Source organism: Micrococcus sp. HOU01, from assembly GCF_035609305.1.
GTDB lineage: Bacteria > Actinomycetota > Actinomycetes > Actinomycetales > Micrococcaceae > Micrococcus > Micrococcus luteus.
The window spans coordinates 775,122-800,186 of record NZ_CP141211.1; the positions used below are offsets into that span (position 1 = coordinate 775,122).

The following is a 25,065-nucleotide window of genomic DNA, read 5'->3' on the forward strand; positions in this document are numbered from 1 at the left end:
CCCGTCATGCTGAAGCGCCTCCTCCCCATGGCCGGCCACACCCGTGGCAACCGCTCCGCCGTCACGTGCGAGCTCAAGTGCGGCAACGCGTGCGCCCACCCGGTGCCCAACACCTCGGCGAACCCGACCTTCCAGCAGATCGCGGAGACCGCCATCTCGCGCCGCTCCGCCCTGGTCGGCGGCACCGGCCTCGCCGCCGCCGTCGTCATCGGCTCCCAGGTGGCCCAGGCCCCCGAGGCGCTCGCAGACAACGGCCGGCGCCCGACCGGCGGCGGCAAGCTCCCCTTCGAGCCCATCGCCCCGGTGACCCGCACCGTGGACACCATGACCGTGCCGGAGGGCTACGACTGGGGCACCGTGATCCGCTGGGGCGACCCGCTGTTCGCCGACTCCCCGGAGTTCGACATCGAGCACCAGACCGGTGCGTCGCAGGCCGCCCAGTTCGGCTACAACAACGACTACCTGAACATCATCACCGACGGCGGCAACGACCGCTCCGGCTACCTCGTCTCCAACCACGAGTACACCAACGAGAACATCATGTTCTCCCCGGAGTACATCGCCTCGAACTTCGAGGACGTCGTCAACGTCGGCCTCCAGGCCCACGGCCTGTCCATCGTGGACCTCAAGCGTGCCAAGCGCGGCGCCCAGTGGGAGTACGTCCGCGGCGGCCGCCGCAACCGCCGCATCACCGGCACCACCGAGTTCGAGGTCCGCGGCCCGGCCGCCGGCCACGCGCTGCTCACGACCGTCGAGGACCCGACCGGCACCCGCGTGCTGGGCACCCTGAACAACTGCGCCGGCGGCACCACCCCGTGGGGCACCGTGCTCTCCGGCGAGGAGAACTTCAACCAGTACTTCAAGGGCCGCGGCACCGCCGAGGAGAAGCGCTACGGCATCTCCACCTCCGCCACCCGCCGCGGCTGGGAGAAGGTCCACGACCGCTTCGACCTGACCAAGCCCGGCTACGAGAACGAGGCCAACCGCTTCGGCTGGGTTGTCGAGATCGACCCCGAGGACCCCACCTCCACGCCCGTGAAGCACACCCTCCTGGGCCGCTTCAAGCACGAGGCCGGCACCGCCGTGATCTCCCCGTCCGGCCACGCCGTGGTCTACTCCGGCGACGACGAGCGCCACGACTACCTGTACAAGTTCGTCTCGGCCGAGAAGGTCCGCGAGGGCGACAAGAAGCACAACATGCGCCTGATGGACAAGGGCACCCTCTACGTGGCCAGGTTCTCCGGCGACTCCCCGGCCGCCCAGATCGACGGCAGGGGCACCCTGCCCTCGGACGGCGCCTTCGACGGCTCCGGAGAGTGGATCGCCCTGGCCGACGAGAAGACGTCCTTCGTCCCGGGCATGTCCCTGGCCGAGGTCCTCGTCTACACCCGCCTCGCGGCAGACAAGATGGGCGCCACCAAGATGGACCGCCCGGAGGACGTCGAGACCAACCCGGTCACCGGCAAGGTCTACGCGGCCCTGACCAACAACACCAAGCGCACCGCCGTGGACGAGGCCAACCCGGTCATCGGCAACCGCGACGGCCACGTCATCGAGATCACCGAGCAGGGCGGGGATCACACCTCCACCGCCTTCACCTGGGTCATCCTGCTGCTCGCCGGCGACCCGGCGGTCTCCTCCTCGGCCTACTTCGCCGGCTACCCGAAGGAGAAGGTCTCCCCGATCTCCTGCCCGGACAACCTGGCGTTCGACTCCGAGGGCAACCTCTGGATCTCCACCGACGGCCAGCCCGGCACCATCGGCTACGCCGACGCGCTGCACAAGGTCACCCTCGACGGCGCCGAGCGCGGCCGCGTCCAGCAGTTCCTCGCCGTCCCGCGCGACGCCGAGACCTGCGGCCCCGTGATCCACGACCGCGACAACTCCGTGTTCGTCAACGTCCAGCACCCGGGCGAGGACGGCACCTGGGGCGCGCACACCTCCTCCTTCCCGGACTTCCTGAGCCCGACCGGCCCGGTCCAGGTGGGCGACAAGGTCGCGGCCCCGCGTCCGAGCGTCGTCCAGGTGTTCAACGCCACCGGGAACAACGGCATCGGCAAGGGCGCCGGCAAGGAGAAGGGCAACAAGGGCAAGGGCAACAACGGCAAGGGCAAGGGCAACGGCAACGGCAAGGGCCCGAAGGGCTGACCCCCGCCTCCGCGCGGACCCTCGACGAGGCCGTCACGGCCGGCGCCACCGCGTCACCGTGGCGGCCTCGCCGCGTCCGGGGCCCGCCCGCGCCCGGGCCTAGACTGGTGGCCACCATGACCTCCGTCGACTCCCTCTCCGTGGCGCGCGCCGTCGCCACCGCCCTGATCGACGCCGGCATGCGGGACGCGGTGGTCTGCCCCGGCTCCCGCTCCGCCCCGCTGGCCTACGCGCTCGCGGCCCTCGAGCACGCCGGCGAGGTCCGCCTGCACGTGCGGGTGGACGAGCGCTCGGCCGGCTTCCTCGCCCACGGGCTCTCGCTGGCCTCGGGGCGCCCGGTGGGCGTGCTGACCACGTCGGGCACCGCCGTCGGGAACCTGGTGCCCGCCCTGATGGAGTCCTTCCACGCCGGCACGCGCGTGATCGCGCTGACCGCGGATCGTCCGCCCGAGCTGCACGGCACCGGCGCGAACCAGACCACGGACCAGAGGGACGTGTTCGGCACGCACGTCCGCCATGCCGCCTCCCTCGGCTGCGACGCGGCCGACGGCGTGGACGCCGAGCAGCATCTGCGCCATGTGCGGGCCACCGTGCGCCGGGCCCTGCTGGCGGCCGAGGGGGTCGTCGCCGAGACCGGTTCCGACGACGGCGCGCCCGGTCCGGTGACGATGGCCGAGGCCCCGGCCGGACCCGTCCACCTGAACCTGCACTTCCGCGACCCGCTCGTGCCGAGCCCTGAGGAGGCGGCCGCCATGGGCGCCGCCGCCGCGGCGCCGCACACCCCTGCTCCGGCCGTCGCCCCGACCGGCGCGAGCCCGGCCGCCGCCGCGTCGGCCTACCGGGCGCCCGGGGCGGTGCTCTCGGGGCTGCCCGAGCTGGACGTCGCCCGCCTGGACCAGCGGCGCACCGTCGTGCTGGCCTGCCACGGTGCCGGCCCCGCGGCCGCGGCCTTCGCGCTGTCCCTGGGCCTGCCCCTGCTGGCCGAGCCGTCCTCGAACGCGCGGTTCTCCGCCAACGCCATCGCCGCGTACCCGCTCCTGCTGGGCGCGGCCGGCGGGCGCGACGCGGACGCACACCCCCTGGCCGCCCGCATCGAACGGGTCGTGCTGTTCGGCCGGCCCACGCTCACCCGGACGGTCAACGCGCTGCTGGCCCGCCCCGACGTCGCCACGGCCCTGCACGCCCCCGAGCCCGCACCGTGGTTCGAGCCGGGCCGGCGCCGGGAGACGCCCGTGGAGACCCTCGAGGAGCTCGCCGCCTTCGCCGGGCAGGGCGAGCCCGGCTGGCTCGCCGCGTGGCAGCACGCCTCGATGCGCGCCCAGGCCGCCGTGGAGGACGTGCTCGTCACCACCGACGCCGGCGACCGGCTCAGCCCGCAGACGGTGGCGCACGTGAGCGCCGCCATGGTCCGGGGTCCGCTCGTGCTGGGCTCGTCCTCGGTGATCCGGGACGTGGACCTGACCTGGCGGCCCCCCTCGGCGCCGGACGCGGAGGTGTACGCCAACCGCGGGCTCGCCGGGATCGACGGGACCGTCTCCACGGCCGCGGGCGTCGCACTGGCGCGCGGACGGCGGACCGTGGCCCTGCTCGGCGACCTCACCGCCCTGCACGAGGCGGGCGGCCTGCTCGTGGGCCCCACCGAGACCGAGCCGGACCTCGACCTCGTGGTCGTCAACGACGACGGCGGGGCGATCTTCGCGAGCCTCGAACACGGGGCCGTGGCCGAGGCGCCCGGCATGGCGGACCCCATCGAACGGCTCTTCGGCACCCCGCACGGCGTGGACCTGGCCGCCCTGGCCGCCGCGTACGGCGTCCCGCACACGCGGGTCACCGACCGCGTCGACCTCGTCCGGGCCCTGTCCGACCCGGTGCGCGGCCGGCGTCTGCTCGAGGTCCGCTGCGACCGCGCCGACCGCCCGCGCGTCGCCGCCGCCCTGGCCGCGGCGGTGCGCGCCACGTTCCCGCCCGCGTGCCCCGTCCCGGACCCCGCGCCGGACGCCTGCCCGGCCCCCGCCCCGCCCACCGCCGAGCTCGCCGCCGAGGAGGCCCCCCAGTGACCGGCACGCCGACGTCGCCCGCGCCCGCCTCGACCCCCGCCGTCGTGCGCCGTGCCGACGTGCTGATCTCCGGCTGCGGCCCCGCCGGCGCCACCGCCGCCGCCCACCTCGCCGCGGCGGGGCTGGACGTGGTGGTGCTCGAGAAGACCGCGCACCCGCGTGAGAAGGTCTGCGGCGACGGCCTGACCCCGCAGGCGGTCCGGGAGCTGCAGCTGCTCGGCGTGCCCCACCGGGGTGAGCCCGGCGACGACGGCGGCTGGCGCGTCATCCGCGGCCTGCGGCTGCGCGCGGGCGAGCGCAGCGTGGACGTGCCGTGGGCGCCCACCCAGACCTGGCCGGACTACGCGCTCACGCGCACCCGACGCGATTTCGACGCCCTCCTGGCGGACCTGGCGCGCACCCGCGGCGCCGAGGTCCGCGAGCGGCACGCCGTCACCGGCGTCGTGCGGGACGAGGCCGGACGCGTGGTCGGGCTGGACGCGGAGCTGATCGCGCCGAACGGCCGCAAGACCGGGGAGACCGCCCGCTTCACCGCACCGATCGTGCTCGCGTGCGACGGCGTCTCCGCCCGCGCCGCCGTCTCCGCGGGCCTGCACCGCCGCGAGGACCGGCCCATGGGCGTGGCCGTGCGGGCCTACTACACCGCCGGCGCCGCCGTCGACGGGGCGATCCCCGCCCCGCCCGGCGACCGGGGGGAGTGGATGGAGTCCTGGCTGCGCCTGCCGGATGCCGAGGGCAACCCGCTGCCCGGCTACGGCTGGCTGTTCCCGCTCGCGGACGGCACCGTGAACGTGGGCCTGGGCATCCTGGACACCTCCCCGCAGTTCGGGAAGCTGGACTACCGCGGGCTGCTGAAGTCCTGGACCGGGGCGCTCACCGCGGACTGGGGGATCGCCGAGCAGACGCGCACCTCGCGGATCCTCGGCGCGGCCCTGCCGATGGCGTTCAACCGCACCCCGCAGCACGTGCCGGGCATGCTCCTGGTGGGCGACGCGGCCGGCATGGTGTCCCCGTTCAACGGCGAGGGCATCGGGTTCGCGATGGAGGCGGCCCGCCTCGCCGCGGAGCTGGCGGTGCAGGCGCACGCGGCCGGGACCGACGGCGCCGCGGACGCGATCCTGTCCCGTTACCCGGTGATCACCCAGCACCTGTGGGGCCGCCACTTCGCCCTCGGCGCCCGGTTCGCCCGCCTGATCGGCGATCCGCGCGTGATGAAGGCGGCGCTGGGCGCCGGGATGGCCGCACCCCCGCTGCTGCGGGCCGCGGTGAAGGTCATGGGCAACACGGTGGACGCGCGGGGCGGCGACGCCGTCGACCGGGCCGTCCGCGTGCTCGAGGCGCTCACCCCCGCGCTGACGACCGCGGGCGGCGCGCCGTTGGGTAGGCTTGCCCGGTGACCACCGCAGACCCCGGCTTCGCCCTGCCCTCCGGCTTCGAACCCCTCGCCGAGCACGGCCGTGTCCTGGAGGTCGTGCTGACCGCGCTCGAGCAGGTCGAGGAGCAGCTGGACAGCGCCCTCGGCTTCGACAACCTCTTCTCCGACACCGCCGCCCACCACCTGCTGGCCGCCGGCGGCAAGCGGGTCCGTCCGGTCCTGACGGTGCTCGCCTCCCTCCTGGGCGACCCCGCCCTGGCCTCCGGCGAGGTCGCCGACGTGGACGCGCCCGCCCGCCAGGCCGCCGTCGTGATGGAGCTGACGCACCTGGCCACGCTGTACCACGACGACGTGATGGACGAGGCCCCCGTGCGCCGCGGCGCCCCCGCCGCCCACCGACTGTGGGGAAACTCGGCGGCGATCCTGGCCGGCGACCTGATCTTCGCCCGCGCCTCCCAGCTCATGGCCGAGCTCGGCCCGCGGCCCGTGCAGATCCAGGCGGACACCTTCGAACGCCTCGTGCAGGGCCAGCTGTGGGAGACCCGCGGCCCGGCCGAGGGCGCGGATCCGATCGAGCACTACTACGCGGTGCTCTCCGGCAAGACCGGCTCGCTGATCGCCGCGGCGGGCATGCTCGGCGCGCTGCTGGGCGGGGCCGACGAGGCCGCCGTCCAGGTGATGCGCGCATACGGCGAGAAGGTGGGCCTGGCCTTCCAGCTCGCCGACGACCTGATCGACCTCACCGGCGACGCCGAGCGGATCGGCAAGGTCCCCGGCACGGACCTGCGCGAGCGCGTGCCCACCCTGACCACGCTGCTGCTGGCCCGCGCCGCGCAGGGCGAGGGGCCGGAGGCCGAGGACGCCCGCCGGGTGCGCGCGCTCGTGGACGGGCCGCTCGACACCGACGAGCAGCTGGCCGCCGCCGTCGCCGCGCTCACGGGCCACCCCGCCATCGACGAGGCGTGGGCGATCACCCGCGGCTGGGCGGAGCAGGCCAAGCAGGCGCTCGCCCCGCTGCCGGACTCCGCCGTGAAGGCGGCGCTCGAGGCGTTCGCCGACTACGTGGTCGGGCGCTCGGCCTGACGCCGCGGTCGGCGGCGTCGCCGCCTCGATCCGGGGCGGCCGCTCAGTCCAGGCGGGTCGGGGCGGGGTCCAGCGCGGCCGCGAGCTCCCGCGCCTTGCCGGCGCGGACCTCCGGGGCCACCGGGTGGCGCAGCTGCCGGTAGAGCATGTCCTCCTCGAAGCGGGGGAACACGTGCAGGTGGTAGTGCCACACGTGCTGGTTGCCGGCGGGCTCGTTGTGCTGGCGCGTGGAGACCCCGTCCGGGGCCCACGCGCGCTTCATGGCCAGCGCCACCTGCTGGGCCATCAGGGCGATGCGCTGCAGCACGCGCGGGGGCAGGTCGTAGAGGTTCTCGTAGTGCTCGGCCGGGCAGACCATGGCGTGGCCCTCGTGGTCGCCGAACCCGTCCACGGCGATCAGCACGAGCAGGTCCTCGTCCTGGTAGACGGTGTCCCCGAGCTCGCAGCGGTTGCCCGGGTCGGAGACGTCGCCGGCCACGAGCCCGCAGAACGGGCAGACGTAGTCGTCCGGGGCGTGGGAGACCGGGGCGGGCGTGGTCATCGGTCCAGCCCCTCGCCGTCGTCCTCGGGGTCCTCGAAGGTCCACGCGAGCAGGTCCGTCAGGAACTCGCTGAAGGTGCCGCCCTCGTCCTGCCACTCGCCCTCGGGCGCGTCGGCACCGGCGGAGCGCCGCCACACCAGCGGGTCCGGCAGCGCCAGGTTGTCCACCGGCAGGCCCCACACGACCGTCTCGTCCGCGTCCTCCAGGAACATGAGGAAGCCGTCCCGCACCTCGAGGTCCTCGGGGTCCCACACGTAGTGGTCCGTCTCCATGAGGTCGCCGCAGTTGCCCAGGGCGAGGTAGAACTCGCGCAGGGCGGCCGGGATCATGAGCCCGGCACCGAGCTGCTCCGCCGCGGGGGACTGGGCCAGTCGGGCGTCGACGTCGGCCGGGGAGAGGCCGTCGTCCTCGGCCCAGGCGTCGCCCAGCAGGTCCGGGACGAGCCGCTGGAAGGCCGGGAGGTACACGGGGGCGGGGGGCTTGGCGGGCATGTCGTCAGTCTAGGCGTGCGCGCCCCGCCCGGCCCGGACCGCCCGACGCTGCAGGCGGGAGGCGTTCAGCTGGTCCACGGTGAACACCGCCAGGGACAGCCAGATCAGCCCGAAGCCCGCCCAGCGGGCCGCGGGCATCTGCTCGCCGAGCACCGTGACCGCCACGAGGAACTGCAGGATGGGCGCCGTGTACTGCAGCATCCCGAGCGTGGTCAGCGTCAGGGAGCGGGCCGCCGCCGAGAACAGGATGAGCGGAACGGCGGTGAGCACGCCGAGCCCGGCCATGAGCCAGAAGTGGCCGGGCCCCTCGGTGACCGTGGTGAGCAGCCCGGCCTGCGCCAGCAGCACGCTGCCCACCACGAACACGGGGATCAGCACCACGGTCTCGGCGGTCATCGCGGTCACTGCGTGCACGGGGGAGGGGAAGCGCTTCTTCACGAAGCCGTAGAGCCCGAACGAGGTGGCCAGCCCGAGCGCGATCCACGGCACCTGCCCCATCGCCGCGGACATCACGACGACGGCGGCCACCGCGATCCCGACGGCCACCCACTGGCCCCGCCGCAGCCGCTCCCCGAGGAAGAGCACGCCGAGCAGGACGTTCACCAGCGGGTTCATGAAGTAGCCCAGCGAGGCCTGGAGCACGTTGCCCGTGGTGACCGAGACCGCGTACAGCAGCCAGTTCACCGCGATGATCCCGGCGGCCAGACCCGTGGTGCCCCAGCGGCCGGGCGTGGCCAGCGCCGTCCCCAGCTCGCGCAGGCGGCGCATCACGGTCAGCAGCAGCAGGCAGAAGATCAGGGCGAAGCCGATGCGCACCACCACGATCTCCAGGGTCCCGGCGGGCGCGAGCATCGCCATGTAGAGCGGCAGCAGGCCCCACACGAAGTAGGCGGTGAAGCCTAGGGCCAGCCCGCGCGGGTTGTCGTCCGGGGCAGGGGAGACGGTGGGCAGGGCACCGGTGTCGGGGGCGGCGCCGTCGGGGGTCGCGCCGGGCCGGGCAGCGGGGGAGGAGGGGCTCACGCGGACCACTGTACGGTCCGGGTGAGCACTCTCACCCAGGTTCCTCCCGGTCACGGCGGTAGACTGGGGGGTCGATCCCGCGCGCCGGCGCCGGGCCCCGCCCTGCGTCCTGCCGGCGCGCCCCGCCGTCGTCGAAAAGGACCCACCCGCCGTGACCGTTCGCCCTGACCGCCCGTTGCGCATCGCCATCATCGGTGCCGGACCCGCCGGGGTGTACACGGCGGACATCCTGACCAAGGAGGAGCGGGACTTCCGTGTCAGCATCGACCTGTTCGACCGGTACCCGGCCCCGTTCGGTCTGATCCGTTACGGGGTGGCCCCGGACCATCCGCGCATCAAGGGCATCGTCACCGCCCTGCACAAGGTCATGGACCGCGGCGACATCCGTTTCCTGGGCAACGTGGACTACGGCACGGACCTGAGCCTGGCGGATCTGCGTCGGCATTACGACGCGATCGTGTTCTCCACCGGGGCTGTGCGGGACGCGGCCCTGGACGTGCCCGGGGTGGAGTTGGCCGGCTCGTTCGGTGGCGCGGACTTCGCGTCCTGGTATGACGGGCACCCGGATGTGCCGCGGCATTGGCCGTTGGAGGCCACGCAGGTGGCGGTGATCGGCAACGGGAACGTGGCCCTGGATGTGGCCCGGATCCTGTCCAAGCATGCCGAGGACCTGTTGCCCACCGAGATCCCGGACAACGTGTACCGGGACCTGGCCGCCTCGCCGGTCACGGATGTGCACGTGTTCGGTCGGCGTGGGCCGGCGCAGGTGAAGTTCACCCCGTTGGAGCTGCGGGAGCTGGCGCATTCCCGGGATGTGGACATCGTGTTGTACGAGGAGGACTTCGACTTCGATGCGGCCTCGGAGAAGGCGATCGAGGAGAACAACCAGGTCCGCACCATGGTCGGGACGCTGACGAACTGGCTGATGGAGCAGGAGGATCGTCAGCAGAGCGCCTCGCGTCGGCTGCATCTGCATTTCCTGCAGGCCCCGGAGCAGTTCCTGGACGAGGACGGGGACGGCCGGGTGGACGGTCTGCGGATGCGCCGGATGGAGTTGGACGGTTCCGGTGGGGTCCGCCCGACGGGGGAGACCGTGGACTACCCGGTGCAGGCGGTCTACCGGGCGGTGGGGTATTTCGGGTCCCCGGTGGAGGGGGTGGAGTTCGATGAGGTGCGCGGGGTGATCCCGAACGCGGAGGGTCGTGTGCTGGACGCGGATGGCGCTCCGGTGCCGGGGCTGTATGCCTCGGGGTGGATCAAGCGGGGTCCGGTGGGGTTGATCGGGCACACGAAGGGTGACTCTCTGGAGACGATCAAGCATCTGATCGAGGACGAGCCGGGGCTGTGGAGGGCTCAGGAGCCGTCGGAGGAGTCGGTGATCGAGCTGCTCGAGTCCCGTGAGGTGCCGTACACGACGTGGGCTGGTTGGCATGCTCTGGATGACCATGAGAAGTCCCTGGGTGCGCGGGCCACGGAGGCCGGTCCGGTGGCGCGGGAGCGGGTGAAGGTCGTGGACCGGGAGGAGATGACCCGCATCTCCCGCGACGGGGCCTCCGTCCCGACCGTCTGATCCGGGGCGGGCCCTGGCCGCCCCGGCGCTAGGCTTCCGGGGTGGCCCGCCTCCTCGTCGACATCACCCCGCTGCGGGTCTCACCCGCCTACCGGCGGCTGTGGCTCGGCAACACGCTCGCGTACGTGGGCACGCAGCTCACGCTCGTGGCGGTGTCCCTCGAGGTGTTCGCCCTGACCGGCTCCTCGTTCGCGGTGGGCCTGCTCGGCCTCGCCGCGCTCGTGCCGCTCGTGGTCGCGGGCCTGTACGGCGGCGCGATCGCGGACCGGCACGACCGCCGCCGCGTCGCACTGACCTCGTCGGCCGTCATGTGGCTGACCACGGTCGGCATCGCCGCGCAGGCCTGGGCCGGGCTCGAGTCGGTGCCGGTGCTGTACGCCCTCGTGGCCCTGCACTCCGGCGCGTCCGGCATCAACCAGCCCACCCGCGGCGCGATCATCCCCGCGCTCGTGGGCCTGCCGCTCGTGCCGGCGGCGAACGCGCTGAACATGATGACGTTCTCCGTGGCCCTGATGGTCGGCCCCGTGCTGGGCGGCGTGCTCGTGGCGGCGGTCGGCTACGCGTGGACCTACTCGATCGACGTCGTCACCTTCCTCGCCGCCCTGTACGCCGTGTGGCGGCTGCCGTCCCTGCCGCCGCAGCGGGGCGAGGCCGCGCCCGCCTCGGGGGCGCGCTGGGGCCTGGCCTCGGTGGTCGAGGGCCTGCGCTTCCTCGGCTCGCGACCGAACCTGCGGATGACCTTCCTGGCGGACATCGTGGCCATGACGACGGCGTTCCCGCGCGCCCTGCTGCCCGCCATCGGCGCCGTGGTGCTCGGCGGCGGTGAGGCCGCCGTCGGGGTGCTGCTGGCCGCGATGGCGGCGGGCGCGTTCCTCGCGGGGCTGTTCTCCGCGCCGTTCACACGCCTGCATGCGCAGGGCTGGGGCGTGTACGTCTCGATCCTCGTGTGGGGCGCGGCGGTGGCCGCGTTCGGCGGCGTGGTGTGGTGGGCGCAGTCCCTGCCCGACGGCGATCCCCGCCTCACGCTCGCGTTCGCCCTCGCCGCGCTGTGCATGGCGGTGGGCGGGGCCGCGGACTCGCTCTCCGGCGTCTTCCGCGGCTCGATCCTGCAGTCCGCGACCCCGGACCACCTGCGCGGCCGGCTGCAGGGCGTGTTCGTCGTCGTGGCGGCGGGCGGGCCGCGCCTGGGCGAGCTGCTCACCGGCGGCGCCTCCGTGGGCCTGGGGGAGGGGCCGACCCTGCTGGCCGGCGGTGTGCTGTGCATGCTCGGCGTGAGCGCGCTGATGCGGTGGCAGCCCGGCTTCCTGCGCTACGACGCACGGAACCCCACGCCCTGAGCGGGCGCGGGGTTCCGTGGCGGTGACGAGGCGGGAGGCTGCGAGCCAACGAGCGCCGAGAGGCACCGAGCCAGACGTTTCTGCTCGTGAGCCAGATGATTCTGCTGCAGATCGGGCCGCGAGACCGCCGAAACGTCTGGCTCGCGGCGGCCTGCGCCGCCGTCCGCGGGAGGCACCACGACGACGGCGGCCGGCGGGTCAGCGGTCGCGGTCGGCCTGGAGCGTGGCCGGCACCGCGCCGCCCAGGCGCGTCCAATGGCGGACGAGGTCCTCGTCCGGGGCCGCCTGGAGCGTCTCGCGGGCCGCCTCCTCCGCCTTCGTGATGCGGCGCTCCAGATCCTGGTCCGCGCCCTCGTAGGCGGCCGCGTGCCGGTGGGAGCGCAGCGATCCGACGTCCTCCGTGCGACGCTCCACCACCGCGAGCTGCTCGGCGATCGCGTCCTGGTTGGCGCGCTGGGCCTTCAGGTTCGCGGGGGCGAGCACCTGGGCCACGAACCCGTGGTCGAGGAGGAGGCCGCGCGGGGCGGCGACGCCGTGGCGCAGCGCGAGGTCCACATGGTTGTCGAAGGTCAGGAGCATGGCGGCCTTGGTGAACTTCAGGTCGTCGACCGGGCGGCCGTCCACGCGGGCCCGGGCCCGCGCCCGGCCGATCGTGGTGTCGGCGGACCACACGGCCCCGCGAGGGTCGATCAGGTACAGCATGGGGACTCCTGGTGGGCTCGGAGGGGAGACGGCGTGCGGATCAGCGGAAGTTCACGAACTGCAGGTCCGCGTCCTCGAAGTCCTTGAGCATCGCGATGACCGACTGCAGGTCGTCGCGGGACTTGGAGGACACGCGCAGCTCGTCCCCCTGGATCTGGGCCTTGACGGACTTGGGGCCCTCGTCGCGGATCAGCTTGGTGATCTTCTTCGCGGTGGGCTGGTCGATGCCCTCCTTCATGGCCGCCTCGATGCGGTACTCCTTGCCGGAGGCGAACGGGGCGCCGGCGTCGAGGGACTTGAGGGAGATGCCGCGCTTGACGAGCTTGGACTCGAACACGTCCTTGACGGCCTTGACGCGCTCCTCGGAGGAGGCCTTCATGAGGATCTTCTCGCCGGAGAAGTCGATCTCGGCGCCGACGCCCTTGAAGTCGTAGCGCTGGGCGATCTCCTTCTGCGCCTGGTTCAGGGCGTTGGACACCTCCTGGCTGTCCACCTTGCTGACGACGTCGAACGTGGAATCGCTGGCCACGGGTGCTCTCCTTCAGGGTCTGCGGACGGGGTGCGCCCGTCGACGACGGCCACTGACGGGCCGCGCGGGCGCTCTGCGGGCCAGCCTACCGGGGACGACGGACGCGGTCCCGGGTCGATTGGCGGCGTGGCGCGGAGATGCTGTACAGTGGACTCTCGCCCGACCGGTGCGGTCGTCCTCGAGACGTCCGGCAGCCGCCGGGTGGCAGGGCAGATTTCCCGAGCGGCCAAAGGGGGCTGACTGTAAATCAGCTGGCACTGCCTTCACTGGTTCGAATCCAGTATCTGCCACCGGAACGAAGACCCCGGGACCGTACGGTCCCGGGGTCTTCTGCCGTCCGGGGCCGTGGCACACCCCGCGTCCCCGCCCCGGGAGGTGGCGGCCTCCCGCCAGGCGACGTAGCCTGCCTGTGGTCCGTGTCACACCCGATGCCCTCCGCGGTCCGGCGGCGGCACGGCCGTGCATCGTGACGCCGTGCGGCGTCGCCCGACCGTCCGCGAGGAGCGCCCGATGACCGAGTCCACCGCCCCCGAGTCCTTCACCCAGGGACCGACCGACGTCGAGCTGCTCGAGCAGACCCTGGCCCAGAACCTCGACGACACCGCCCGCCGGTTCGCCGACCGCGCTGCCCTCCTGGAGTGTGGACCGGACGGGGACCCTGCCACCGGACGCACCTGGACCTACGGGCAGCTGCGGGAGGAGTCCGTGACGGTGGCCAAGGCGCTCATGGCTGCGGGCTACGAGGCGGGGGACCGGATCGGGATGTGGAGCCCCAACGTCGCCGAGTGGGTCTCGCTGCTCTACGGCGCGGCACGCGCCGGCGTCATCCTCGTGAACCTCAACCCGGCGTACCGCGCCCACGAGCTGACGTACGTGGTCGAGCAGTGCGACATGCGCGGGCTGGTGGTGGCCTGCGCGGACGCACGCATGGACCCGCCCGCCACCGCGCGGGCCGTGACCCGTGAGTCGGCGCCGCACCTGCGGCAGCTGATCATGCTGCCGGCCGGGAGCGGCGAGGACGCCTACGCCCACGTGCAGGACGGTGACGTGGCCGGCCTGCACGCCGCCGATCCCGTGGCCGAGGGCACGTGGGCCGCCTTCCTGGCCGGGGCCGCGCGGGTCTCGGACGAGGACCTGGCCGCGCGCGAGGCCGCCACCCGGCCGGCGGACCCCGTGAACCTGCAGTACACCTCGGGCACCACCGGCTTCCCCAAGGGCGTCACGCTGACGCATCGCAACGTGCTGAACAACGGCTTCCACATCGGCGAGCTGCTGGGCTACACGGAGGAGGACACCGTGGTGATCCCGGTGCCGTTCTTCCACTGCTTCGGCATGGTGATCGGCGTGATCGCCACCGTCTCCCATGGCTCGCTCGCCGTCATCCCGGCGCGCAGCTTCGAGCCGGTCTCGGCGCTGCGGGCCGTGGCCGCCACCGGCGCGACGAGCCTGTACGGCGTGCCGGCGATGTTCATCGCCATGCTCGCCCGGCCCGAGGCGGACGAGCTGGACCTGACGACGCTGCGCACCGGCGTGATGGCCGGCTCCACGTGCCCCGTCGAGGTGATGAAGAAGGTCATCGACCGGTTCCACATGTCCGAGGTCGCCATCTGCTACGGCATGACGGAGACCGCGCCCGTGTCCACCATGACCCGCCGCGACGACTCCCTGGAGGTGCGCACCCAGACCGTCGGCCGCACCATGCCCCACGTGGAGACGAAGATCGTGGACCCCGCCACCGGTGAGGTCGTCCCGCGCGGGGCCACGGGCGAGCTGTGCACCCGCGGCTACTCCGTGATGCTCGGCTACTGGGACGCCCCCGAGAAGACCGCCGAGGTGCTGGACGCCGACGGCTGGATGCACTCCGGCGACCTCGCCTCCATGGACGAGGACGGCTCCGTGCGCATCGAGGGCCGCATCAAGGACCTCGTGATCCGCGGCGGCGAGAACATCTCCCCGCGCGAGGTGGAGGAGTTCCTCTACACCCACCCGGACATCCAGGACGTCCAGGTGGTGGGCGTGCCGGACGAGAAGTACGGCGAGCAGCTCATGGCCTGCGTGATCATGAAGGACGGCGTCGAGCCGCTCACCGTGGACGCCGTCCGCGAGTTCGCCACGGGCCGGATCGCGCACTTCAAGATCCCGGCCTACGTCCGCGTGCTCGACGCCTTCCCCATGACCGTCTCCGGCAAGGTCCGCAAGGTCGAGCTGCGCGAAGAGGGCGCGAAGGTCGTCCAGGCCCAGGCCCAGGCCCAGGCCCACGCCCAGGGTGCGGGCTGACGACGACCGTCACCCTCAGGCGGCGGGCAGCGGGAACACGTCCCAGATGGTGCAGACCGCCTCGGGGGCGGCGCCCAGGATCGTGGCACGGTACGTGGTCGACCACGCCCGCGGGTCGGCGTCGCGCAGGCGCCACGTGCCGTCCGCGAGCACCGCGTCCACGAACGCGGAGGTGTCGGCGGGGCTGCCGTCCTCGTGGACCAGGGGGCCGCGACGCAGGGCTTCACCCAGGTCGCCCGCTCGGCCGACGGCGTAGAGCGCGGTCTCGTCCGTGTCCAGCACGAGGCCGCAGTCCTCCTCGAAGGCGGTGATCCAGGCCATCGCGTGCCGCATGGCCTCGTCCGGGTCGGGGTGGCGGGTCACGATGAGCACGGAGCCGCGCTCGCCCGGACGCAGGGAGCCGGGCGTGCCGGGGCCGTGCGGGTCGGGTTCGCGCGGGGCGGCGGCGGTGTGCGGGCGGGGCTCGAAGGCGGTGGTCATGGCGGTCTCCTCCCGGGTGGGGACTCATCAGGGTCCCGGCGGCGCCGCACCGGTCGGAGCGGCATCGCCCACGCTAGGAACCCGGGGCGGGCGGCCGGCCGGACCCGGCCGGGGCTGGGGAGGACACGCCGGGAGCAGCGGCCTGTGCAGGAGCGGAGGGGTCGCGCGGACGCGCCGGCACGGCCTCGGCCGGCCCGGCGTCGCGTCAGTGGGCGCGGTGGTCGGCCGGGGCGAGCTTGGGCCCGAACGCCTGCTTGCGCTCTCCGGAGAGCCCGATCATCCGCACCACCCGCTGCCGGTGCCCGGCCCATGGCGCGAGCAGGCGGAGCATCCCGGCGTCGTCGGTCCGGCGTCCCGTGAGGACCTGCCCCACGTACTGCGCCAGGTGGTAGTCGCCCACGGAGACGAGGTCCGCCGCCCCGTGGCTGCGCTGCAGCGCCTCGGCCGTGGTCCACGGCCCGATCCCGGGCACCGACTCCAGGCGCCGGGCCAGCGCGGCCACCCCGGCCGTGTCCCCGGGGGCGACCGCGTCGCCGAGCCGGTCGATGCTCGCGGCCCGCCGGGCGACCTCCAGCATGGTCCGCGACTGGGAGGGCTGCACCCGGGCCCGCGCATGCCAGTCCCACGAGGGGATCCGCAGGACGGCGGCCGGGGTCGGCGGCGGCAGCATCCCCGGCGGCACCGGGCCGGGGGCGGGCCCGTCGTCGTCGATCCGGGCGGCCAGCCGCACGAGGGTGCGCCAGCCGTGCCGCGCCTGGTCGTGGGTGACCTTCTGCTCGAGCACGGCGGTGAGCAGCTGCCGGGACAGCGCGCCCGCCGCTGGCAGCCGCAGCCCGGCCCGCATCCGCCGCGCCTCGCGCACGTGCGGCGGCAGCGCGGGCGCGCCGGAGTCCGGCCGCAGCAGGGCGTCGAAGGCGTCCCAGCCGTCGTCGTGCAGGCCGAGCAGGCGTTCCACGCCGGCGACGGCGGCGCTCGCGCCCGCGCCCCACGCGCGGGCCGTCACCGCGGTGCCGCCCCCTGCGGCCTCCCGGACGCCGGAGACCAGCAACGACGTCGGCCGGCCCGGGCCGCCCGACGCCACGTCCGGGGCGGGGGAGCGCAGAGTGAGCCAGACGCCCTGCGGTGTGGCGCGGACCGTGGGGTCGGCCGCACCGCGCTGCAGGGGGCGCAGGGTGAGCGCGACGTCCACGGGGACGGGCACGCGCACGCGGCGCTCGGCGTCCGGGGCGGTCATGCCCGCACCGTACACCCGGGCCCGGACAGGACGACGTCGGCCGTGACGGCGCGCACGCCGGGCGTTGCCCCGCGTGTCCGGAGCCCTCCTTCGGCGTCCGGCCCCTGGCGTAGCGTGGGGTGCGTGAGTGAAAAGACCCCCGCGCCCACCCCTGCGCAGCCCATGCAGTACGCCGAGAACGTCCTCGAGCTGATCGGGCACACCCCGCTCGTGAAGCTGCACTCCGTGACGGAGGGCATCGAGGCCACCGTCCTGGTGAAGGTCGAGTACCTGAACCCCGGCGGCTCCGTGAAGGACCGCATCGCGCTGAAGATGATCGAGGAGGCCGAGCGCGAGGGCCTGCTCGGCCCGGGCGGCACCGTCGTGGAGCCCACCTCGGGCAACACGGGCGTGGGGCTGGCCCTGGTCTCGCAGCTCAAGGGCTACCGCACCGTGTTCGTCACCCCGGACAAGGTGGGTCAGGAGAAGCGGGACGTGCTCAGCGCGTACGGCGCCGAGCTCGTCGTCACGCCCACCGCCGTGGACCCGACGTCCGAGGAGTCCTACTACGGGGTCGCCGACCGCCTCGTGCGGGAGATCCCCGGGGCCTATCAGCCCAACCAGTTCTTCAACCCCGCCGCCCCGGCCTCCCACTACGAGACCACCGGCCCCGAGATCTGGGAGGACACGGCCGGCCGCGTCACCCACGTCGTGATGGGCGCCGGCACGGGCGGCACCATCACGGGCACCGGCCGCTACCTCAAGGAGGTCTCGGCGGACCGCCCGTCCGGTCCGGTCCGCGTGATCGGCGCGGACCCCAGCGGCTCGGTGTACTCCGGCGGCGCCGGCCGGCCCTACTTCGTCGAGGGTGTCGGCGAGGACATGTGGGTGGACAACTACGACCCCGCGGTCCCGGACGAGGTCATCGCCGTCGAGGACGCCGAGGCCCTGGCCATGACCCGCCGCCTCGCCGCCGAGGAGGGCCTGCTCGTGGGCGGCTCCTCCGGTCTGGCCGTCGTCGCCGGCCTGCGCGCCGCCCGCGAGCTCGGCCCGGAGGACGTCATGGTGATCGTGCTGCCCGACTCGGGCCGCGGCTACCTCGCCAAGATCTTCAACGACCCGTGGATGGACGAGCGCGGCTTCGACTACGACGTCCGCGAGACCGTGCTGCCGGCGTGGGCGCGCGGGCGCACCCGCTCGGCGGTCCCGCAGATGGACGACGACGGCGCCACGGGGGCCGCCGGCGGGGCAGGCACGCCCGTCGAGGTGCTCGAGCACGCCGACGCCGAGCCGGCGACCCGCGCGGGCGCCCCCGCCGAGGCCGACCGCTGGTCCGCGACGGCGGGGGAGCTGCTGACCGAGAAGGCCGACCTGTTCCCGGGCTCCGTGCCCACCCTCGTCACCGCGGCCCCGACCACCTCGGTGGCGGACGCCGTGGCGACCATGAACCGGTACGGCGTCGACGCCCTGCCCGTGATCCTCGAGCCCCGGCACAACCTGCGGATCGGCGAGGTCCGCGGCACCGTCTCCTCCGCCGCGCTCGCGGACGCCCTCGCTGAGGGGCGGGCCACCGCGCAGACCCCCGTGGCCGACGTCATGGGCCCCGTGCTGCCCTGCCTGGGGGCGCGCACCCCGCTGCGCGCCGTGGCCCGGCGCCTCGCCCAGGACCCCGTGCTGCTGGTGCTCAAGGCCGGCCGCGTCCAGGGCGTCGTCACCCTGCACGACGTCCTCGCCCACGTCACCGCCTGAGGCCTGCCGCACCGGCCGCGCCCGCCCCACCCGACCCGATCTCTCCGAGGAGGCTCCCGAGATGACCGAGCAGAACGTCCACGAGGACCCGCACGCCACCACCCCCGACACCGGCGCCGAAGACGCCGCCGCCCACCCCCAGGGGGGAGGCTTCGGCACGCGCGCCGTGCACGCGGGCCAGCACCTGGACGAGGTGTTCGGCGCCGTCGTCCCGCCGATCCACCTCTCGAGCACCTACGCGCCCACGGCCGTCGGCGAGCTGCGGCGCGGCTACGACTACGGCCGCGGCACCAACCCCACCCGGGACGCGCTGCAGGAGCAGCTGGCCGCGCTCGAGGCCGGCGTCGACGAGTCCGGCGCCCCCCGGGCCACCGGCCTCACGTTCGCCTCCGGCCTGGCCGCGGAGACCGCGCTGATCATGGGCGCGGGCCGGCCGGGCATGACGATCGTGCTCGGCAACGACGTGTACGGCGGCTCCTACCGCCTCATCTCCCGCGTGCTCGCCCCGTGGGGCGTGGAGCACGTCGTCGTGGACATGGGGGACGCCGAGCAGGTCGCCGCCGCCGTCGAGCGCGCCGCCGCCGCGGGGCCGGTCATGGTGTGGCTGGAGACCCCGTCGAACCCGATGATGAAGATCTCCGACGTCGCCGCGGTCGCCGAGGCGGCCCACGCGCACGGCGCCCTGCTCGTGGTGGACAACACCTTCGCGACGCCGTACCTGCAGTCCCCGATCGCCCTGGGCGCGGACGTGGTGGTGCACTCCACCACGAAGTACATCGGCGGCCACTCGGACGTGATCGGCGGGGCGCTCGTGATCCCGGACGCCGCACTCGCCGAGCAGGTGAAGTTCCAGCAGTTCGCGGCGGGCGCCGTGAACGGGCCCCTGGACGCGTACCTGACCACGCGCGGCCTCAAGACGCTCGGCGTGCGCATGGACCGCCACCAGGCCAACGCCCAGGCCGTCGCCGAGTGGCTCACCGGCCGCGCCGAGGTCTCCCAGGTGCTGTACCCGGGGCTGCCGGACCACCCCGGCCACGAGCTCGCGCAGCGGCAGATGCGCGGTTTCGGCGGCATGGTCTCGCTGCGCCTGTCCGGCGGCGCCGCGGCGGCCCGCCGCGTGGCCGAGTCGACCCGCCTGTTCCAGCTCGCCGAGTCCCTGGGCGGCATCGAGTCGCTGATGAACTACCCGGCGGAGATGACCCACGCCTCCGTGGCCGGCACCGAGCTGGCCGTGCCGGACAACCTGCTGCGCCTGTCGGTGGGCATCGAGGACGCCGAGGACCTCGTGGCGGACCTGGAGCGGGCTCTGGGCAGCCTCTGACCCGCCGACGTCCGTGTCAGAGGTTTGGGGGCGGTTTCGGGTGGTATCCGACGCGGATACCGCCCGAAACCGCCCCCAAAGCGCACGGGTGGGGAGCACGGGGCGGCGTAGTGTGACGGGCATGACCCTCACCGCCTTCGTCAACGCCCATGTCGTCCCCGTCGCCGCCGAGCCGTTCGACGGCGCCCTGCTCGTCGAGGACGGCCGGATCACCGCGCTCGGCCCCGACGTCCAGGCACCCGACGGCGCCGACGTCGTGGACTGCGAGGGCCGCTAGCTGCTGCCCGGCTTCGTGGACGCCCACGTCCACCTCGGCATGCACGCCGAGGGCGAGGTCGGGGCGACCGCGGACGTCAACGAGATGACGGACCCAGTGATGGCCGGGGTGCGGGCGATCGACGCCGTCGACCCGAACGAGCCGGGCTGGAAGGACGCCCTGGCCGGCGGGGTGACCACCGTGAACGTCAACCCCGGCTCGGGCAACCCGATCGGCGGCCAGGCGGTGGCGCTGCACACCCACGGACGCACCGTGGACGAGATGGTGCTGCGCAGCCCCTCGGGCGTGAAGTCCGCCCTCGGCGAGAACCCCAAGAACGTCTACAAGGAGAAGGGCCGCACGCCGTCCACGCGGCTGGGCACCGCCCTCGTGATCCGCGAGGCGTTCCTGCGGGCGCAGGGCTACATGGCCCGCCGTGCGGAGGCCGAACGCGAGGACAAGCCCTTCACCCGCGACCCCCACCTCGACGCCCTCGCCCTCGTCCTGGAGCGCACGATCCCCTGGCGCCAGCACTGCCACCGCACCGACGACGTCGCCACCGCCCTGCGCCTGGCCGACGAGTTCGGCTACGACCTCGTCCTGGACCACGGCACCGAGGCGCACCCGCTGGCCGACCAGCTCGCGGCCCGCGGCGTGCCGGTGCTGATCGGCCCGCTGTTCACCACCAAGTCCAAGCCGGAGCTGCGGGGCCGCTCGATGCGCAATCCGGGGCGTCTGGCGCGGGCCGGCGTCGAGATCAGCATCATCACCGACCACCCGGTGGTGCCCATCGACTTCCTCGTCTACCAGGCCGCGCTGTCGGTGAAGGAGGGCCTGGACCGGGAGACCGCCCTGCGCGCCATCACCCTGCATCCCGCGCGCGTGCTCGGGCTGGACGACCGCATCGGCTCCCTCGAGGTGGGCAAGGACGCCGACCTGGTGCTCTGGTCCGGCGATCCACTCGATGTCATGCAGCGGGCCCTGCGCGTGTGGATCGGCGGCCGTCAGGTCATGGAGTACGACGTCGCCACGGCCCGGCCCGTCGTCGCCTCCGCCCGTCCCGTAGAGGACTGAGCGGCGCCGCCGCCCGGCGACGGGGGCCGGACGCGCGGGCTCAGCGCCGCAGGCGCGAGTGCACGGGCGGCAGCCAGACGAGCGCGGCGCCCAGGAGCATCACGCCGGCGAGGATGATCAGCAGGCCGTTGGCCCGCAGGAACGCGGGGGCGGCCAGCAGGACGGCGATGAACGTCAGGGTCCCGATCGCCGAACGACGGCGGCGCAGCAGACCGATCCAGCCCCACAGGGACGCCGCGGCCAGGAGGGCGACGGCGGTGCCCATCGTGAACTGCCCCGTCGCGCCGCCCAGCACGCCCACCGACTCCATGCCGGTGAGCGGATCGATGACGGGCTCGCCGCTGTCCTGTGCGCGGGCCCCGTTCCAGATGAACGCGCCCGCGATGCCGACCAGCACCACGGTGACCGCGAGCCAGTAGAGGCGCGCGACCTTCAGGAGCGGGTGGACGAGGCCGGCGTCGGACTCGGCCGCGTCCCGCGCGGCCAGGTCGCGCTCGCGGTCCGCGCGGCGCCGTTCCAGGCGCTCCTCGTCCTCGGCGGTGAGGCGGGCGCGCTCGGCGCGCAGCCGTGCGTCGTCGGCCCGCTGACTCTCCCGGAAGGACTGGGCGGCGCGGCCGGCGGCCCGGCCGAGCCCGCGGGCGAGGGGGCGGTCTTCGCTGTTCTGGGGCACGTGCCGAGCCTATCTCCCCGGCCGGTGCGCGGCCGGGGTGTCCGAGGGCACAGCCCACCCCGCAGCCCGGTGGCGTAGACTGATCAGACCGGATCCGGTCTTTCCCCTGTGATGAGTGAGCGTGGACGCGTGTGCCACGCCGGACTGCAGATGTCTGTGCAGATGTGTGTGCGGGCCACGAACGTCGTGGCCCTCGGGGGCTGCCGGGTGGACGGAATCATCTGACCCAGCTGGCCCCTGCGCCCCACGACGTCGACCCGCGACCGACGTCCTCCGGCGTGCGCCCGCGCATCCCCACAGGAGGACCCATGTCCGACATCCTCGATCCCCAGACCACCGCCGAGGCCGCCCCCGAGCTCGCCGAGGCGGAGCAGGAGGCCACCGGGACCGTCCCGCAGGTCGACGCCGCCGAGCCCGCCGCCCCCGAGGCCCCGGCCGAGCCCGACGCCCCCGAGGCTCCCGCCGAACCGGCCGGCCCCACCTTCCTGGACCTCGGCCTGGACGCCCGCGTGCTGGCCGCCGTCGAGGACCTGGGCTACACCCGCCCCTCGCCGATCCAGGAGGCGACCATCCCGCTGCTGCTGGACGGCCGCGACGTCGTGGGCCTGGCCCAGACCGGCACCGGCAAGACCGGCGCGTTCGCGCTGCCGGCCCTGTCCCGCCTCGCCGAGACCACGGACGTGACCGGGCGCGCGGACACCCCGCAGGTGCTCGCGCTCGCCCCGACCCGCGAGCTCGCCCTCCAGGTGGCCGACGCCTTCGACAGCTACGCCAAGCATCTCGACGACGTCTCCGTGCTCGCGGTCTACGGCGGCTCCCCGTACGGCCCGCAGCTGGCCGGACTGCGGCGGGGCGCGCAGGTCGTCGTCGGCACGCCGGGCCGCGTGATCGACCACCTCGAGCGCGGCTCGCTGGACCTCTCCGACCTGCAGACCCTCGTGCTGGACGAGGCGGACGAGATGCTGCGCATGGGCTTCGCGGAGGAGGTGGACCGCATCCTCGCCTCCACCCCGGACACGAAGCAGACCGCGCTGTTCTCCGCCACCATGCCCCCGACCATCCGCCGCATCTCCGCCCAGTACCTGAACGCCCCGGAGGAGGTGGCCGTCGCCCGTCAGTCGACGACGTCCGCCACGATCCGCCAGCGCTACCTGCAGGTGGGTCACCAGTGGAAGTTCGAGGCCCTGAGCCGGATCCTCGAGACCGAGGAGCACGACGGCGTCATCGCCTTCGTGCGCACCCGTGCCGGTACCGAGGAGCTCGCCCAGAAGCTCACGCGCGCCGGGTTCAAGGCCGTGGCCATCTCCGGCGACGTCGCCCAGAAGCAGCGCGAGAAGACCGTGGAGGACCTGAAGGCCGGCCGCGTGGACATCCTCGTGGCCACCGACGTCGCCGCCCGCGGCCTCGACGTCGAGCGCATCTCGCTCGTGGTCAACTACGACATTCCGCAGGACGCGGAGTCCTACGTGCACCGCATCGGCCGCACCGGCCGCGCCGGCCGGCAGGGCGACGCCGTGCTCTTCATGACCCCGCGCGAGCGCTTCCTGCTCAAGCAGATCGAGCGGACCACCCGCCAGCAGGTCGAGGAGATGGCCGTGCCCTCCGTCGCCGACGTCAACGCGGCCCGCAAGCGCCGCTTCGCCGACGGCATCACCCGCACCCTCGAGCGCGCCTCGGAGGAGGAGCTGGCGGTGTTCGGTGAGATCGTCGCCGCGTACGTCGACGAGCACGAGGTCGAGCCGGCGCGTGTGGCCGCCGCGCTGGGCATGATGGCCCAGGGCGGCCGCCCGCTGCTGGCCCGCGAACAGGAGATCCCGTCCGGCGGCGGCCGGGGCCGCAAGGACCGCGACGGCGGTCGCGAGGGTGGGCGCGACGGCGGCCGTGAGCGCGGCGCGAGCGACGGCCGCGGCTCGCGTGGCCCGGCCCGGGAGCCCGCGGCCGGCAACGCGACGTACTGGATCGCCGTCGGCCACCAGGACCGTGTGCGGCCGGGCAACATCGTGGGCGCGCTGGCGAACGAGGTGGGCCTGCCCGCCTCGGCCATCGGCGCGATCGACCTGCGTGGCAACCACTCGCTCGTCGAGCTGCCGGCAGACCTGACCTCGGCCCAGCTCGAGGCCGCGGCCAACGCCGAGATCAACGGCCGTCGCCTCGACCTGCGCAAGGACACCGGCCGCCCGACCCGCGCCGAGCGCGACGGCGAGGACCGCGGTGAGCGCCGCGGCGGCTTCCGCAAGGACCGCGGCGAGCGCGGCGAGCGCGGCGGCTTCCGCGGGGACCGCGACGGCGGCCAGCGCGGCGGGTACCGCAAGGACCGGGACAACCGCGGCTCCCGCGAGGATCGTGGCGGCTTCCGCAAGGACCGGGACAACCGCAGCTTCCGTGGCGACCGCAGGGGACGCCCCGGCGGCCGCAAGCCCCGCTGGGGCGCCCAGGAGCGCTCGGATCGGGGCGCCCGCCGCTGATTCCGCCGGGGTGCCGACCCCGCCGGAGGCCGTGACCGGGGCCGATTTTGCATCGGCCCCGGGGCCCTGGTAGAGTCTCACCTCGTTGCCCCGATAGCTCAGTGGTAGAGCGCCATCTTGGTAAGATGGAGGTCCCGGGATCGATTCCCGGTCGGGGCTCTGACATGAGAGCCCGCCCTCGCGGCGTGAAAACCGTGAGTGCGGGCGTTCTCGTGTCGTGGCGGCGTAGCTCAGCTGGTTAGAGCGCACGACTCATAATCGTGAGGTCGGGGGATCGAGTCCCCCCGCCGCTACGGAATCGGACGGACCCGGTCACCTCCTCGGAGGGGCCGGGTCCTTTCGCGTTCCGGGGCCCGTCCGTCGCCCCGGTAGCCTGGCGGGCATGTCCACGCGTCGCCCCGCCCACCAGCCCACCCGCGGCACCGCCGCGCCCCGCGGCTTCGTCTCCCCGTGGGAGCACGGCTCCCGGCTGTACCGGACCCTCGTGCTGACCGGCTCCGCGCTGTTCCTCGTGGGCATCGTGCTGGCGGTCGTCGGCGGCACCACCGGACGCCTCGCCGTCTCCGAGACCGCCCTGGGCGTGCTCGGCGCGGGCGTCGCCGTTCACCTGTCCGCCCAGCTCGTGCGCTTCCGCCAGGCCGCCCGCCGGCAGGGGGAGCGGCGCCCCGGCCGTTAGGCTGGACGGCAGTCGAGAACCGTCCCGCAGG

19 protein-coding genes, 3 tRNA genes and 1 pseudogene are annotated in these 25,065 nt (G+C 74.1%); 15 read left to right on the forward strand and 8 right to left on the reverse strand.

Annotated elements, in window-relative coordinates; all coding sequences use genetic code 11:
- Positions 1-6: 6 nt before the first annotated feature.
- The 4 genes from SOY78_RS03595 to SOY78_RS03610 all read left to right on the forward strand — a co-directional run bounded on the left by SOY78_RS03595 (position 7) and on the right by SOY78_RS03610 (position 6,663).
- A complete protein-coding gene (locus SOY78_RS03595) occupies positions 7-2,148 on the forward strand; it encodes a PhoX family protein (protein WP_134415773.1) in 2,142 nt (713 codons plus the stop codon).
- 116 nt (positions 2,149-2,264) lie between these two features.
- Entirely contained in the window at positions 2,265-4,205 is a 1,941-nt protein-coding gene (gene menD, locus SOY78_RS03600; protein ID WP_324701808.1) for a 2-succinyl-5-enolpyruvyl-6-hydroxy-3-cyclohexene-1-carboxylic-acid synthase, read from the forward strand.
- Positions 4,202-5,602 carry a geranylgeranyl reductase family protein gene (locus tag SOY78_RS03605; protein WP_036318070.1) on the forward strand — a complete coding sequence of 467 codons (1,401 nt, stop codon included), beginning with the start codon at positions 4,202-4,204 and terminating at the stop codon, positions 5,600-5,602. Before menD ends, SOY78_RS03605 begins: the two co-directional genes overlap by 4 nt.
- Positions 5,599-6,663 (forward strand): polyprenyl synthetase family protein, encoded by a 1,065-nt coding sequence (locus SOY78_RS03610; RefSeq protein ID WP_324701809.1) that lies wholly within the window; start codon positions 5,599-5,601, stop codon positions 6,661-6,663. Before SOY78_RS03605 ends, SOY78_RS03610 begins: the two co-directional genes overlap by 4 nt.
- A 43-nt stretch (positions 6,664-6,706) precedes the next feature.
- On the opposite strand, the gene SOY78_RS03615 is transcribed toward SOY78_RS03610, so the two are convergent.
- Genes SOY78_RS03615 through rarD form a run of 3 tightly spaced genes read right to left on the reverse strand, consistent with a single transcriptional unit; the run spans position 6,707 to position 8,724 of the window.
- On the reverse strand, positions 6,707-7,204 hold the full coding sequence (locus tag SOY78_RS03615; protein WP_145951051.1) for an HIT family protein: 498 nt from the start codon (positions 7,202-7,204) through the stop codon (positions 6,707-6,709).
- Positions 7,201-7,695: a hypothetical protein gene (locus tag SOY78_RS03620; protein WP_036337079.1), complete on the reverse strand. Its 495-nt coding sequence runs from the start codon at positions 7,693-7,695 to the stop codon at positions 7,201-7,203. Before SOY78_RS03620 ends, SOY78_RS03615 begins: the two co-directional genes overlap by 4 nt.
- A 9-nt stretch (positions 7,696-7,704) precedes the next feature.
- The gene (gene rarD / locus SOY78_RS03625; RefSeq protein WP_324701923.1) at positions 7,705-8,724 is read right to left on the reverse strand and encodes an EamA family transporter RarD; all 1,020 of its coding nucleotides are present in this window, start codon (positions 8,722-8,724) and stop codon (positions 7,705-7,707) included.
- A gap of 142 nt (positions 8,725-8,866) precedes the next feature.
- Here rarD and SOY78_RS03630 point away from each other — a divergent pair, with 142 nt between their 5' ends.
- Positions 8,867-10,285 (forward strand): FAD-dependent oxidoreductase, encoded by a 1,419-nt coding sequence (locus SOY78_RS03630; protein WP_324701810.1) that lies wholly within the window; start codon positions 8,867-8,869, stop codon positions 10,283-10,285.
- Between the two features lie 41 nt (positions 10,286-10,326).
- Entirely contained in the window at positions 10,327-11,622 is a 1,296-nt protein-coding gene (locus SOY78_RS03635) for an MFS transporter (RefSeq protein WP_324701811.1), read from the forward strand.
- Between the two features lie 198 nt (positions 11,623-11,820).
- On the opposite strand, the gene SOY78_RS03640 is transcribed toward SOY78_RS03635, so the two are convergent.
- Positions 11,821-12,324 (reverse strand): hypothetical protein, encoded by a 504-nt coding sequence (locus tag SOY78_RS03640; RefSeq protein WP_324701812.1) that lies wholly within the window; start codon positions 12,322-12,324, stop codon positions 11,821-11,823.
- 40 nt (positions 12,325-12,364) lie between these two features.
- Complete coding sequence (locus SOY78_RS03645; protein WP_210078972.1) at positions 12,365-12,853, reverse strand: YajQ family cyclic di-GMP-binding protein; 489 nt, start codon at positions 12,851-12,853, stop codon at positions 12,365-12,367.
- A gap of 208 nt (positions 12,854-13,061) precedes the next feature.
- Between SOY78_RS03645 and SOY78_RS03650 the strand changes: the two genes are divergently transcribed.
- Positions 13,062-13,143, forward strand: a tRNA-Tyr gene (locus SOY78_RS03650).
- Positions 13,144-13,363: 220 nt separating this feature from the next.
- Positions 13,364-15,130: an AMP-binding protein gene (locus SOY78_RS03655; RefSeq protein ID WP_324701813.1), complete on the forward strand. Its 1,767-nt coding sequence runs from the start codon at positions 13,364-13,366 to the stop codon at positions 15,128-15,130.
- 15 nt (positions 15,131-15,145) lie between these two features.
- Here the strand turns inward: SOY78_RS03655 and SOY78_RS03660 are convergent, their stop codons facing one another.
- Together SOY78_RS03660 and SOY78_RS03665 are read right to left on the reverse strand one after the other, a co-directional pair.
- Positions 15,146-15,610: a hypothetical protein gene (locus SOY78_RS03660; protein WP_041103583.1), complete on the reverse strand. Its 465-nt coding sequence runs from the start codon at positions 15,608-15,610 to the stop codon at positions 15,146-15,148.
- Between the two features lie 205 nt (positions 15,611-15,815).
- Positions 15,816-16,844, reverse strand: a complete 1,029-nt coding sequence (locus SOY78_RS03665; RefSeq protein WP_163721103.1) for a DNA-3-methyladenine glycosylase family protein — start codon at positions 16,842-16,844, stop codon at positions 15,816-15,818.
- 162 nt (positions 16,845-17,006) lie between these two features.
- Here SOY78_RS03665 and SOY78_RS03670 point away from each other — a divergent pair, with 162 nt between their 5' ends.
- The 3 genes and pseudogenes from SOY78_RS03670 to SOY78_RS03680 all read left to right on the forward strand — a co-directional run bounded on the left by SOY78_RS03670 (position 17,007) and on the right by SOY78_RS03680 (position 21,223).
- Complete coding sequence (locus SOY78_RS03670) at positions 17,007-18,572, forward strand: pyridoxal-phosphate dependent enzyme (protein WP_324701924.1); 1,566 nt, start codon at positions 17,007-17,009, stop codon at positions 18,570-18,572.
- Positions 18,573-18,633: 61 nt separating this feature from the next.
- A complete protein-coding gene (locus SOY78_RS03675) occupies positions 18,634-19,893 on the forward strand; it encodes a cystathionine gamma-synthase (protein WP_324701814.1) in 1,260 nt (419 codons plus the stop codon).
- Positions 19,894-20,014: 121 nt separating this feature from the next.
- Positions 20,015-21,223: pseudogene (locus SOY78_RS03680) on the forward strand (amidohydrolase).
- A gap of 40 nt (positions 21,224-21,263) precedes the next feature.
- On the opposite strand, the gene SOY78_RS03685 reads toward SOY78_RS03680, so the two are convergent.
- Complete coding sequence (locus SOY78_RS03685) at positions 21,264-21,893, reverse strand: hypothetical protein (protein WP_324701815.1); 630 nt, start codon at positions 21,891-21,893, stop codon at positions 21,264-21,266.
- A gap of 308 nt (positions 21,894-22,201) precedes the next feature.
- Between SOY78_RS03685 and SOY78_RS03690 the strand changes: the two genes are divergently transcribed.
- From SOY78_RS03690 to SOY78_RS03705, 4 genes are all read left to right on the forward strand, one after another.
- Positions 22,202-24,358, forward strand: coding sequence for a DEAD/DEAH box helicase (locus SOY78_RS03690; RefSeq protein ID WP_324701816.1), 2,157 nt, complete (start codon positions 22,202-22,204; stop codon positions 24,356-24,358).
- Positions 24,359-24,445: 87 nt separating this feature from the next.
- Positions 24,446-24,517: transfer RNA gene (locus SOY78_RS03695), tRNA-Thr, on the forward strand.
- A 60-nt stretch (positions 24,518-24,577) separates the two neighbouring features.
- A tRNA-Met gene (locus tag SOY78_RS03700) sits at positions 24,578-24,651 on the forward strand.
- 89 nt (positions 24,652-24,740) lie between these two features.
- Entirely contained in the window at positions 24,741-25,034 is a 294-nt protein-coding gene (locus tag SOY78_RS03705) for a hypothetical protein (RefSeq protein ID WP_324701817.1), read from the forward strand.
- Positions 25,035-25,065 lie beyond the last annotated feature (31 nt).

Coding starts and splice junctions, on each gene's coding strand:
- SOY78_RS03675 (WP_324701814.1), top strand. CDS start 18,634: ATGACCGAGCAGAACGTCCACGAGGACCCGCACGCCACCACCCCCGAC.
- SOY78_RS03640 (WP_324701812.1), bottom strand. CDS start 12,324: ATGCTGTACCTGATCGACCCTCGCGGGGCCGTGTGGTCCGCCGACACC.
- SOY78_RS03615 (WP_145951051.1), bottom strand. CDS start 7,204: ATGACCACGCCCGCCCCGGTCTCCCACGCCCCGGACGACTACGTCTGC.
- SOY78_RS03595 (WP_134415773.1), top strand. CDS start 7: ATGCTGAAGCGCCTCCTCCCCATGGCCGGCCACACCCGTGGCAACCGC.
- SOY78_RS03620 (WP_036337079.1), bottom strand. CDS start 7,695: ATGCCCGCCAAGCCCCCCGCCCCCGTGTACCTCCCGGCCTTCCAGCGG.
- menD (WP_324701808.1), top strand. CDS start 2,265: ATGACCTCCGTCGACTCCCTCTCCGTGGCGCGCGCCGTCGCCACCGCC.
- SOY78_RS03670 (WP_324701924.1), top strand. CDS start 17,007: ATGCAGTACGCCGAGAACGTCCTCGAGCTGATCGGGCACACCCCGCTC.
- SOY78_RS03690 (WP_324701816.1), top strand. CDS start 22,202: ATGTCCGACATCCTCGATCCCCAGACCACCGCCGAGGCCGCCCCCGAG.
- SOY78_RS03660 (WP_041103583.1), bottom strand. CDS start 15,610: ATGACCACCGCCTTCGAGCCCCGCCCGCACACCGCCGCCGCCCCGCGC.
- SOY78_RS03665 (WP_163721103.1), bottom strand. CDS start 16,844: ATGACCGCCCCGGACGCCGAGCGCCGCGTGCGCGTGCCCGTCCCCGTG.
- SOY78_RS03705 (WP_324701817.1), top strand. CDS start 24,741: ATGTCCACGCGTCGCCCCGCCCACCAGCCCACCCGCGGCACCGCCGCG.
- SOY78_RS03655 (WP_324701813.1), top strand. CDS start 13,364: ATGACCGAGTCCACCGCCCCCGAGTCCTTCACCCAGGGACCGACCGAC.